At 30.5% G+C, this 12,852-nt stretch carries 11 protein-coding genes; 10 read left to right on the forward strand and 1 reads right to left on the reverse strand.

The window, feature by feature from the left end; all coding sequences use genetic code 11:
• The first annotated feature begins 430 nt into the window (after positions 1–430).
• The 5 genes from EYR00_RS03370 (at position 431) to EYR00_RS03390 (ending at position 4,308) form a co-directional block, all read left to right on the forward strand.
• Positions 431–964 (forward strand): GNAT family N-acetyltransferase, encoded by a 534-nt coding sequence (locus EYR00_RS03370; protein ID WP_003538694.1) that lies wholly within the window; start codon positions 431–433, stop codon positions 962–964.
• A 141-nt stretch (positions 965–1,105) separates the two neighbouring features.
• A complete protein-coding gene (locus EYR00_RS03375; protein WP_003538693.1) occupies positions 1,106–1,717 on the forward strand; it encodes a TetR/AcrR family transcriptional regulator in 612 nt (203 codons plus the stop codon).
• Positions 1,714–2,607, forward strand: coding sequence for an ABC transporter ATP-binding protein (locus tag EYR00_RS03380; RefSeq protein WP_003538691.1), 894 nt, complete (start codon positions 1,714–1,716; stop codon positions 2,605–2,607). The genes EYR00_RS03375 and EYR00_RS03380 overlap by 4 nt, the downstream gene beginning before the upstream one ends.
• A complete protein-coding gene (locus EYR00_RS03385) occupies positions 2,597–3,397 on the forward strand; it encodes an ABC transporter permease subunit (protein WP_003538689.1) in 801 nt (266 codons plus the stop codon). Before EYR00_RS03380 ends, EYR00_RS03385 begins: the two co-directional genes overlap by 11 nt.
• A gap of 101 nt (positions 3,398–3,498) precedes the next feature.
• On the forward strand, positions 3,499–4,308 hold the full coding sequence (locus EYR00_RS03390) for a MurR/RpiR family transcriptional regulator (protein ID WP_003538688.1): 810 nt from the start codon (positions 3,499–3,501) through the stop codon (positions 4,306–4,308).
• A 53-nt stretch (positions 4,309–4,361) separates the two neighbouring features.
• On the opposite strand, the gene EYR00_RS03395 is transcribed toward EYR00_RS03390, so the two are convergent.
• Entirely contained in the window at positions 4,362–5,813 is a 1,452-nt protein-coding gene (locus tag EYR00_RS03395) for an alpha/beta hydrolase (protein WP_040434409.1), read from the reverse strand.
• Between the two features lie 211 nt (positions 5,814–6,024).
• Here EYR00_RS03395 and EYR00_RS03400 point away from each other — a divergent pair, with 211 nt between their 5' ends.
• From EYR00_RS03400 to EYR00_RS03420, 5 genes are all read left to right on the forward strand, one after another.
• Positions 6,025–7,863 (forward strand): putative bifunctional diguanylate cyclase/phosphodiesterase, encoded by a 1,839-nt coding sequence (locus tag EYR00_RS03400; RefSeq protein WP_003538684.1) that lies wholly within the window; start codon positions 6,025–6,027, stop codon positions 7,861–7,863.
• Between the two features lie 190 nt (positions 7,864–8,053).
• Positions 8,054–9,388, forward strand: coding sequence for an FtsX-like permease family protein (locus EYR00_RS03405; RefSeq protein ID WP_003538681.1), 1,335 nt, complete (start codon positions 8,054–8,056; stop codon positions 9,386–9,388).
• Complete coding sequence (locus EYR00_RS03410; RefSeq protein WP_009299557.1) at positions 9,360–10,742, forward strand: ABC transporter ATP-binding protein; 1,383 nt, start codon at positions 9,360–9,362, stop codon at positions 10,740–10,742. The genes EYR00_RS03405 and EYR00_RS03410 overlap by 29 nt, the downstream gene beginning before the upstream one ends.
• A 175-nt stretch (positions 10,743–10,917) precedes the next feature.
• Positions 10,918–11,298, forward strand: coding sequence for a hypothetical protein (locus EYR00_RS03415; RefSeq protein WP_009008744.1), 381 nt, complete (start codon positions 10,918–10,920; stop codon positions 11,296–11,298).
• 131 nt (positions 11,299–11,429) lie between these two features.
• Positions 11,430–12,848, forward strand: a complete 1,419-nt coding sequence (locus EYR00_RS03420; RefSeq protein WP_003538675.1) for an amidophosphoribosyltransferase — start codon at positions 11,430–11,432, stop codon at positions 12,846–12,848.
• The last annotated feature ends 4 nt before the right edge of the window (positions 12,849–12,852 follow it).

A 12,852-nucleotide genomic window follows, 5' to 3' on the forward strand; every position in this document is an offset into this window, starting at 1 on the left:
ATTTAATAAATAAGTATTTTAAATAGCTAAAAACTGGACTCTTTGTTAGAATACTTTTGAGGTAAATCTATATGATAGCTAGCAGTTCTATTAAGAAAGGAAAGTGATATGAGCTTTGTAGGCATGAAGGGCTGATTGCTTTTTTTCATTTAACTGGTACAGTTTTTATTCTAGTATCACATTTCTTGAAAACCAACATAGAAAGTATCGAAAAGAGAAATAATTATTTATAATAGTTAAAAATAAAGATATTTACATTACATTTATGAATATCCAAAAACAGTTGAAATAAAAAAGAGGTATAACCCCTCTAGAATAAATTTATTCTATTTAGTTACAGCCTATTTTTATATTATTAATAATATAAAAATAAGAATTAAGCAGCTTAAAGTAAAATAGATGGTATTATATAAGTAAAAGGGGTGAAAATATGGAAATAATTAAGTTAACATCTAATTTAACCTATTATCGTCAGCAGGCAGCTACATTATTGATTGAAGCATTTCCATATGCATATAAAGATTGTGCCGAGCTAGAAATAACAAAATGTTTATCGACAAATAGAATAATGCTGGGGGCAGTTGAAAATGATATATTGATGGGGTTGGTTGGGGCTATTCCCCAGTATGGAATCACTGCTTGGGAATTGCATCCTTTGGCGGTTTCTAAAAAGTGGCAAGGTCAAGGTATTGGTACAAAGCTTTGTACAGCATTAGAAAATGAGCTTAAGAATTGTGGCTGCTGTACCATTTATTTAGGCAGTGATGATGAATTTGATAAAACAACATTGGCTAATACTAATTTATTTGATGATCTATATTCAAAGATAAAAAATATTAGGAATCTTGAACGACATCCCTATGAGTTTTATCAAAAGATAGGATATCAAATAGTTGGGGTGATTCCTGATGCCAATGGTTTAGGAAAACCAGATATTTGGTTAGCTAAGAGTTTAGTAAGATAGGATGATGAAAAGATCAAAATATTTCATTTTGGTCTTTATTTTTTGGACTATTAAGATTGCATAAAGATTGATACGAGGGGTTGTTGAAACGAGTCAATTTGCTATAATTTAATTAATCAAGTCAGTCAAAGGGGTGATAAAATGAACCAAAAATTCTTTGAATTAAACGAAGAAAAAAGACTGGCCATTATTAATGCAGGGTTAGAAGTATTTAGTAAAAATGATTATAAACATGCATTAACCGATGATATTGCAGCCAAAGCGGGAATATCAAAGGGACTATTGTTTTATTATTTTCACAATAAACTAGAGTTGTATCAGTACTTAGCACAATATAGCGCTAGACTAGTGATGAAGTTATTTGAAAAAATGAATATTATAGATGGTAAAGATTTTTTTGATGCAATTAAATTAGCAGTGTTAGGCAAAATGGAAATGATGTCTAAATATCCATATATTTATGGCTTTTCACTGCGCTATTACCAAAATCGTAAGGAAATAGTAGGAAATAGTTATGAACAATTATATGCAGAGGTAATAGCATCATATAATTTAATTAAACGTGCTGATATTAGTAAGTTTAAAGCAGGAGTTGATCCTGAAGAAGTTTGGAACATAATTTATTGGATGTCGCAAGGATATATGGATAGATATCAGGATTTAGAAAATGTTAATATGAAAGAGATTCAAGATGAGTATTTTAGATATTTGGATATTATAAAAGAGAATTTCTATCGGGAGGAATTTATATGAGTGTTGTTGAGATTAATGGTTTAACAAAAGATTATGGTAATGATAAAGGAATATTTGATGTCTCTTTTAAAATCGAAAAAGGTGAAGTTTTTGGCTTTTTAGGACCTAATGGTGCTGGAAAAACTACAACAATTAGACATTTGTTAGGGTTTATTATTCCTAAAGAAGGAACCTGTTTAATTGAAGGGATGGATTGTAGTAAGAAAATTGCAGAGATTCAAAAGAAGATTGGTTATATTCCAGGAGAAATTAATTTAATGGAGGAGGTTACTGGAATTCAGTTTATTAAATTTATGGCTGAGTATCGGGGAATGAAGGATTTGGGGCGTGCTGAAGAAATAATTGAACGCTTTGATCTTGATCCTCATGTAAAAATCAAAAAGATGTCAAAAGGGATGAAACAAAAGATAGGTTTGGTAGTAGCTTTTATGCATGATCCAGCTGTTTTTATTTTAGATGAGCCAACTAGTGGACTTGATCCTTTAATGCAAAGTGAGTTTATTAATTTAATTATTGAAGAAAAGAAGCGTGGTAAGACTATTTTGATGTCCTCACATATGTTTGAAGAAGTAGAGAAAACATGTGATCGGGTAGGAATTATTCGTCAAGGACGAATGGTGAGTATTGAGGATATTGACACATTAAAGAAATCGAAACAAAAGATATATATAATAACATTTAAAAATCATCAAGATGCTTACAAATTTCAAAAAGAATCTTTTACAATTAGAAATGCTGATGATAATGTTGTTGAGGTTGTAATAAAGCATGAAATTAATGAATTGATCAGTTGTTTAAATAACTACGAATTAATGAATTTTGATATTGCACACCAAAGTTTAGAAGAAATTTTTATGCAATTTTATGGAGGAAATCAACATGTTCAATAAAGCGCTATTTAAATTAGAATGGAAATCTAATTATAAGATACTAGTTATTTTTTGTTTGATTTTGACAATGTATACAACGATCATGTTAGCAATGTATGATCCTAAGCTAGGAACAGCGCTAGAAACATTTGCTAAAAGTATGCCTGAAATAATGGCAATGGTAGGAATGAGTGGTACCCCGACAACACTGATTGATTTTCTCTCTACTTATTTATATGGTTTAATCATGATTGTTTTTCCTTTGATTTTTGGAATTTTACTAGCATTACGTTTAGTTGTTCGAAAAGTTGATAATGGTGTGATGAGTTATTTATTATGTAGTGGCGTTGAGAGTAGATCTGTGTGGTTTACACAAATGCTGGTTATCATAACAAACTTATTTGTTTTAATTGCTTTTTGTACAGGTTTAGGGCTTGGATGTAGTGCTTTGATGTTTCCTGGTGATTTGGATATTGGAGCTTATTTGGTTTTAAATTTAGGAGTTTTCATTTTACAGTTAACATTAACAGGAATTTGTTATATGTGTTCTTGTATTTTTAATGAGTACCGCTTAGCATCGTTATTTGGAGCGGGAATCCCGATAGTTTTTATTATGATTCAAATGCTTTCGAATATGCAAGGAAGTATGGAAGGACTTAAATTTGCAACATTATTAACTTTATTTGATCCTCAAAAATTGATTAACGGTAATAATGAAGGTTATTTAATGTTAGGAGGATTACTTGTAGTAATGATTGTTTGTTATGGGGGAGGTGGAATAATTTTTGACCGTAAAAGTATGTCTTTATAAAAATAACCGGTCCCGGTTATTTTTATGTGTCTAGACATTTAAAGAGAATTCCTTTTAATTAAGATATTTAATTGATATAATATAAAAAATGGAGGGAATTTATGAAGAGACACGAGCAGTTGGGATTTAATTTTTTTAGATATTGTAATGAAAATCTTTCTAATACTAATGAATACAATATTGCTAGAATTATCATTGAACATATTGGTGATATTAAAACCGTTTCATTAGAGCAGATTGCTCAAGAAGCAAATATTTCTATTGCTTCGGTTAGTCGCTTTGTTCAAAAGATAGGATACAGTTCTTTCCAGGATTTTAAAGATGGTTTAGACTATTTTATTCGTAATTTAAATATGGTAAGAACGGTATCTAATATGCAGCAGTTTATGCGTACATCATTGGATAATTTAGCTGATTCTTTATATGTTGAAGCTATCAGCAATCTTCGTCAGACAAAACTTAATTTGGACATGGAAAAACTTGTTGCTATAACCAAATTATTGCTTAATAGCCGTAGTGTTACATTTATTGGTGATACTCATGAAATGATTGACTTTTATACTGTGCAGTTAGATTTGGTGGCGAATGAAGTTCCTGCATATTTATTTGATTTACAGGAATTTCAAGATATTCATAGTGATTTTTTTAAAGATGGAGATACTTTGGTTTTGTTAAATGTGTCCAATGATTTTTATAGTGAAATTCAAAAACGAGTAGTAGAGAAAGCGAGTCAGAAGAATTTAAAACTTGTTGTTTTTGCTCAAGATGATTTAGCTGAGCAGAAAATATTTGATTATATTTATCAATATGGCATTCCTAAATCAATTAATGATGGCTATTATTCGTTATTTTATTTAAGTCAAATTATTTCTGAATTAATTTATAAAGTACGAGTAATAAAAAAATCGTAAGTTTGATATCTTTTTTGTTAAGAGATATCATGAACTTACGATTTTTATTGTATTTAGTAATGTTTTTTTATAACTACACCAGTTGTCACTGAGATGATGATAAATAATCCAGCAACAGCAAGATTTAAATCGTCACCTGTTTTAGGTGCAGTAGTAGTATTTGTTGATGAAGCAGGTGTTTCTGGTTTAATAACAGGAGTTTCACTAGGCGTTTCTATCTTAACATCTTTAGTCCACAAGTGATCTTTTACAAAGTTAGTGAACGATTCACGCCAAACGTACCAGTCATGAGCACCATTTAAAATTTCTAATTTGTAATTGGTTAGATTTAATGTATTTAGCTTATCTACGAATCCAGTTGTAGTACGATCGCTCGCAGTATTATAACTATCATTCATTAAGGCCATATCGATGCAGCCAGCAGTAATATATAAGTTTGGTTGATCAAGATGTGCAACTTTACTTACATCAACTGGAACATTAGCTCCTGAAAAGCAGCCAAAATATCCAAATTGATCAGGATGGGTCTGGTATAAAGTCGTAGTTGTCATAGATCCCATTGATAATCCACAAAATGCCCGATCGTTTACTTCTTTTGATACATTGTAATGTGTTTCGATATAAGGCAAAATATTATTAAATAGGTTATTAATAATACGATCATAGTCCCAATTGAAGTATGTATTATCCATTGTAACAACAATTGCTTCTTTAGTTAAACTATCAGCAATTAAATTATCCATGATATTTGGAACTGCACCAATAGTCATCCATTCTACCTCATTACCCCCGCCACCGTGAGAAACATAGATTGTTTTATATGTTTTATTAGCATCATAACCATTCGGTAGATAGATTCCTAAAGGTTGAGTAGTTCCATCTTCAGCTAAATAATTGACAAATGAGTAAGTACCTGTTTTACCATCGGTACGAGGGCTGATATATTCTTGTCCTTTAGTCTCACCATTACCTACATAAAATAGGCTCCATCCAGCATCTGAACCATCATTAGCAAGTGCGGGATTAGCAGGATCTTTGACATTAGTTTCACTACTGCCATCTGAATATTCAATATTGAAAGCATAAAAGTATTCATTTGCAGGTAAAGGGATCGTTACCTCAAAGATTTCATCTTCAATTTCAGTCATTGAATAATTTGCGGCATCACCATTAAGATTGTACCCTCCAGCGAACATTCCATCTTGATATTGATAAGCATTATAACATGGGATATTAGCCCCGTCACCAGTATTTGCAAATGACTGTACTTCTTCGGGTTTATAAAATTGGAAACCACCGCTTACGCTAACATTTGTTGCATCACGCGCATCTTTATCTTTGTAAATGAAGGTTGCTGTATAGTCTGCTTCCCATTTTGGATTAGTATTTTTCTCTACCGTCACACCGGGTGTGTATGTTTGTTGTGCTGATAAAGGGGTGGCAACTATTCCTAGCATCATTGTAAGTGCTAATGATGATGTTGCGATTAAGTTTCTTGTTTTCATGATATTCTCCATTCAATCATATTTTGCAACTAGTTGTTTTAAACATATATGTTAATTGTATTATAAAAGTAAAAATTTGATATTTAAATCTTTTCTTGTGTAAATCACTTGATAAAAATGTAAGCGTTTTACAAAAAATGTAAAAATGAGGGCATTTGCTTGTTTTATCCTAATGATTAGCATATCATTAAGGTGATAGGGTGTGATAGAGATGAGACTAAAGAGATTGGGGTTACCCGCTTTTTTATTAACATTAATACTATTATGCTCAATATCAGTTCACACTTTATATAAAATTCGTGATTATGGGACATTGATTAATTATGTTGGGATTGTTCGTGGTGCGAGCCAGCGTTTGGTCAAATTAGAATTAACTGATCAGCCAAATGACGAATTAAAAGATTATATTGATGAGATTCTTACAGAGTTAGATATGGGAGTTGGTAAATATAGTCTAATTAATCTTGATGATGAAGATTACCGGACAGATTTAAATAAATTAAAAAATATTTGGGAAGCAATCCAAATGGATATAGTTCTAGTACGCGAAGGAAATGGTCATGAGAAACTGCTTAGTGATAGTGAAGATTTATTTGAGATAGCAAACGATACTGTCTTTGCAGTTGACTATTATACTACGACACAAAGTAATTATCTATTAATGATGTTGATGATTTTATCAGGAATTTCATTAGTGACATGGTCTATAATAATTATTTTTTATTTACGAAGCATGATAACATTGCAACGCAAAAATAATACTTTGAGTATCGTAGCTTACCGTGATAACTTGACCGGGGTAAATAATCGACTTAAATTTGTTTTAGAGGCAAGAAATATTATTAAGAAAACAAAAGGTCAATTTGCTTTTTTGTATATTGATATAGAGCATTTTAAGTATATTAATGATGTCTTTGGATATCAATTTGGTGATAAAATATTAAAAAAGTATGCAGCTGTATTAGCAAATAGTATTGATAAAAATGAAACTTTTGCTCGAAATAATGCTGATAGTTTTATTATATTGCGTCATTATGAGAGTAAAGAAATGTTAAAACAAAAACAAATAGAAATTGATCAAATTTTGATTGATTATGTAAAGAAAGCAAAGAATGGTTATCAAATCAGGCTTTGTTGTGGTATTTGCTGTTATGAAGATGTTATTGAAAAACTTACTATCGATGAGTACATTGATCGTGCTATTTTTGCTCAAGATACTATAAAAAGAACTTCTGAAGAACACTATGCTTTTTATACTGAAGCAATTAGAAATAAATTGCATATGGAGAAAATGATTGAAAATAGGATGCAAACAGCTTTAGACAATCAAGAATTTCTTGTATATTTGCAACCTAAAGTCAATATTAAAACTGGTAAAATCGCATGTGCAGAAGCATTAGTTCGCTGGAAGAGTGAAGATAGATTGATTTATCCCGATCTGTTCATCCCTATTTTTGAAAAAAATATGCATATTAAGGAGATAGATAAATATGTATATCGTGAAGTTTGTAGCTGGATTAGAAAACGAATTGATGAAGAGTTACCATGTTATCCTGTTTCGGTTAATGTATCTAAAGTGCAGTTTTACAATTCTAAATTTGTGAATGAGTATTACCAAATAAAACAAGAATTTGGTATTCCCGATCGAATGATTGAGATAGAATTCACTGAAAGTGTTGCTTTTGAAAGAACAGATTTACTAATTAAAATTATTAATGATTTAAGAAATTATGGTTTTATTTGTTCTATGGATGATTTTGGAAAAGCGTATTCTTCATTAAATTTATTGAAAGATCTACCAATAGATGTTTTAAAGTTGGATAGTGCTTTTTTTGAAGATTCAGATAATCCGGATAAAGTTAAATTAATTATTAAAGATATTATTAAGATGGTCAATAATTTAGGAATTAAAACGGTTGCTGAAGGTGTAGAACAAGTTTCGCAGGTAGAATTTTTGCGTGAAGTAGGATGTGATTTGGTTCAGGGATATGTGTACTATAAACCAATGCCTATAAATGAATATGAAAAATTGATTGATAAAAATAGTTAGCCCATATGAATGATATGTATCATTTGTAGGGGCTGTTTTATTAAAAGATGAATTTAATTACTTTTTTTACATATGATTAATATAAATAATAGTTATTCACTTAAAAATAATTATAATAATATTTGTAATTTAAAAAATGTAAGCGTATACTTAAAGTAGATAAAGAATTTAGTGAAGGGAGGATTTGGAAATGATTACATTTATTAAAAAAATTATTTCCGGGCAGAAAAAACTGTATTTAGGGATATTAGCAGTTTTATCACTGTTATCATCATTCGAATTCATTTCGGTTGTGATGTATTCAACTAGTAATATTGAAGTGGATTTTGCAAATGGCTATATTCTGCAGTTAGTCACAGGAATTGTAATCATGATTGCATTTGCATTGACCTTGTTTGTGAATAATTACATTATTAATAATAAAAACGAGGAGTTTTCATTATTACTGCTTTGTGGTCGAAATATGAAGCAGATAATTCGCTATATTTTAATTCAATTTGGATTGCTATTTCTAATTTCCTATGCGCTTGGATTTTTAATTGGCTGGGGTTGGGTTTATATGTATAGTGCTATTTATGATGCTGTGATTACAGTTGACCTAACGAATATTTTAATTATTTATGGCGCTTTATTCTTAACAAAAATGATCTATGTGGTCGTTATTGATATGGGAAAATTTATGAGGATCAAAACTGATATTGCTGGCTATATGAATCATGTGCCACGAAAAACAACTAATTTTAATCCATTTAAATTAATGTCAAGTGGTTTAGCTTTAAAGGGGGAAAAGCCAAAAACTATTGATATGCTTCCAAAAGGAAAAATATTATCAACAATACTAGGAATATTACTAATATATATAGGTTTTACGCCAATGTTAAGATCAATTGAAAATAATAATTTACCTACTTATTTTGCTTTTTCATTATTAGGTGAGGTCCTCATCATTGATAATACATTTCCTTTATTATTTGACTTATTGCATAATAAAGTCTTACTAAAATCAAAGAACTGGATCATATCACTTAGTAATCTAAAAGATCTTACTGACGTAATGACAGCAATGATCAATATTTCAGCTGTTGTTGTACCAATAATTATTAGTTTCTTATTCTTGCAGTCAGTTTCGATTGACGTGCAAAATGCAATGATGATGAGTTTTTTTGCATTAATGGCGTCAATGTTCCTTTGTTTTATTATTCGCTTTATGATCTATTTGCCAACCCGAGCTTCAGTAATTGCAACAATGCGGGCTTTAGGTTACAACAAAAAAAGTATTTTTAAGATTCATTACCAAGAGATGATGCTGTTTATTATTTTAATTGTGATATTCCCAATTGTTATGTATGGATCCTTATTATATCAAAGTTATTTAGTTAATATGATTACTTACAATACTTTTATCACAATGATTGCAATTTATATTATTTTATATACATTTATGTCAATATATATGATCGTCAGTTATCGTAAATTAATCAAGGAGGTGTACGATGATGTCAGATATCTTAATCACGGCGAATAATATTAGTAAAATATATGATCAGGATATTTTATTAAAACGTGGCGCTAATTTTTATGCATTGCGAAATGTCGATTTCATCTTAGAGGAAGGGGATTTTATTAGTGTTATGGGGCCAAGTGGTTCCGGAAAATCAACATTATTAAATTGTTTATCAACATTAGATGAAGTAAGTAGTGGAGCAGTTAAAATATTTAATCGTTTTGTCGGTGAGATGAATGATGCTGAACTAAGTGACTATCGTAATCGATATTTGGGATTCATTTTTCAAAATCACAATTTAGTTCCATCATTATCTGTTTTTGACAATATTGCTACACCTTTGATTTTAAATGAAGTTTCTCCACAAGAAATTAAGGAACGCGTTAATGAGATTGGTGAACGCTTAAATATTAGCCATACTCTATATAAAAAGCCAAATGAATGTTCTGGTGGAGAACGGCAGCGTGTTGCTATTGCTAGAGCAATAGTAACGAAGCCAAAAATTGTTGTTTGTGATGAACCAACAGGGAATCTGGATTCTAAAAATTCACATGAAGTACTAGAAATCTTAAGAGAACTGAATCAACAAGGAACCTCAATTATCTTAGTAACTCATGATAATATGATTGCCAGTTATGCAAAGAAATTTCTTTATTTACGTGATGGACAAATTATTAATCGGATTGATTGTCAAAATGGCAGTCAAGTTGATTTTTTTAATGAGATTGTTAAGATAACAACACAGGATAGTTTATTAAAATTGTTTAATCCTCAAAATAATCTTAAAAAGGAATCTAAAAAAGAATTTCAAGAGAGGGAAATAAAAAATTCTGTTGGCGAAAAAACAGAAGATAGGAAGAATGAAAATACTACCAGTCAAGTAAAAGTTGAGACGTTTGAGCCCAAAAAATCTACTACTGCACGATTGATTGTTTATGCAATTTTTGATGGATTGGAATATGATGAAGCGTCTGCATTACGTAATCGTGTTTTAAATTTCGATAAGGATGCTGTCAGGTTCAATAATACTAATTATGAGGAGATTGAAATTCCTTACGGTGAAATTAAGAGTACAAAAATCTCAATGTGTTCAAGATCAATAATTTCATGGCCGATGCCAGAATTTAGATTTTATCTTGATTTAGATATAATTACTAAAGATAATAATATATGTCGCTTTGAAGTGTTAAATCAAAGAAATGCATTAAGTTTATTTGATACATTGGAGAATCATCAAATTGTAATGGAGGATCCTTATGGAATTGTAACATTGTATCGTAGTAAGCCGGATGATTTAGTACGTCATCGCTACCTTTTATATAATTTCAAAAAAATTGCTAAAGAATATAATCTTGATAACCCAAGAAATTTATAAAGGTAGTCAGCAGCTAATAAAATAAGATTAAAAAAATATTGAATTGATAGGATAGAAATATATTTGATACTAGGTATACTCTTATACCTAGTTTTTTTATGATTATTATCTAACTAATGGGGTATAATAAGATATAATTTTCATATAATTTAGTATTAGTGAAGGAGGAATTTAGTTGCCAGAACATAAGCTAATTTCTTTGTGCTTAGAAACCTCAGATAGAATAGTCGTGAATGTAACGTTGTTGAAAGAAGCGTCTCATTATAAAATGAGGACAGAGTATTTAAAAGAAGATGATAAAATCAAAGAAACTAATGATGAAGTAGCAAGAAATCTTGTTTATCAGCTTTTTGGTAATCTAGAAATAGCTGATTTTGAAGGGTTAAATGATCTAGAAACTAATTCTATTGGTAGTTTAAAAGTCTATTATGGTAGTCATGATTATTTGGAAAGACATTTTGACCAAGAAACTTTAAAGAAGTCAAATGAGTTAAAAGAAGTAATTATTTCTTTATTAGAATTTGTAGATAATAGTATTGATAAGCAAATGTTTTGATATTTTACCTGTTATTATAACAGGTTTTTCTTTATTTCCTGGGCAATATTTTAGCGAAAATAAGATTAAATATAGGAAATTTGTTACAAATAAGATACAATGGGTGTATAAAGTTTGGAGGATAGATATAAATGAGTGGATTTTTTGGTGTTGCATCAAAAGAAAGTTGCGTTTTAGATTTGTTTTTTGGGATTGATTATCATTCCCATTTAGGAACAAGACGAGGAGGAATGGCAGTTCATGGAAATAATGGTTTTCAAAGATCGATTCATAACATTCAAAACTCGCCGTTTCGAACTAAATTTGAAAAAGATATAGAAGAATTTGAAGGAAACTTAGGAATTGGTTGTATTTCTGATAATGAAGCACAACCGTTGTTGGTTAGATCCCACGTAGGATCTTTTGCCATTACAACAGTAGGTAGAATTAATAACTTGGAAGAGTTAAAAGATGATTGTTTTGCTAAAGGGGCAACTCATTTCTTGGAAATGAGTTCGGGTGAAGTCAATCCTACAGAATTAGTAGCGGCATTGATTAGTCAAAAGGATAGTATCGTAGAAGGAATTAAATATGTTCAAGACGTTGTTAAAGGCTCAATGAGTATTATGATATTAACATCTGAAGGAATTTATGCTTCACGTGATAAATTAGGAAGAACACCAGTGATTATTGGGGAAAAACCAGAAGGATATTGTGCGACATTTGAAAGTAGTGCATTTTTAAATTTAGGATATCATCATTATCGTGATCTTGGACCAGGGGAAATTGTTTTCATGACACCAAGTAAAATTGAAGTTAAACAAGGTCCTGGAGATAAAATGAAAATTTGTTCATTCTTATGGGTTTATTATGGATATCCAACATCAACTTATGAGGGAATCAATGTTGAATGTATGCGTAATCGTTGTGGTAATTTATTAGCAAAACGTGATGATGTACAGCCAGATAGCGTTGCTGGGGTACCGGATTCAGGAATTGCCCATGCAGTAGGTTATTCAAATGTTTCAGGTATTCCCTTTGCTCGTCCATTTATCAAATATACACCGACTTGGCCACGGTCATTTATGCCATCTAGTCAAAGTCAAAGAAATATGATTGCTAAGATGAAATTAATTCCGGTTAAAGAATTAATTAAAAATAAAAGTTTATTATTGATTGATGATTCAATTGTTCGGGGAACACAATTAGGTGAAACAACAGAATTTTTATATGAAAGTGGGGCTAAAGAAGTTCATGTTCGTCCTGCCTGTCCCCCAATCATGTTCGGGTGTAAATATTTAAATTTTTCACGCTCTAGTTCAGAATTAGATTTAGTGACTCGTCGTGTTATCCAAAAACTAGAAGGTGATAATGTTAGTGATGAGATTTTAAAAGAATACGCTGACCCAGATAGTGAAAGATATAAAAATATGTGTGAGGAAATTCGTCGCCGCTCTAAATTTACATCATTGCGTTATCATCGTTTAGATGACATGATCGAATCAATCGGTTTAGATAAATGTAAATTATGTACATATTGTTGGGATGGGAAAGAAGATGAGGATTGCTAAGCAA

Origin of the sequence: Thomasclavelia ramosa DSM 1402 (genome assembly GCF_014131695.1) — a bacterium.
In the GTDB taxonomy this organism is placed as follows: Bacteria; Bacillota_I; Bacilli_A; order Erysipelotrichales; family Coprobacillaceae; genus Thomasclavelia; species Thomasclavelia ramosa.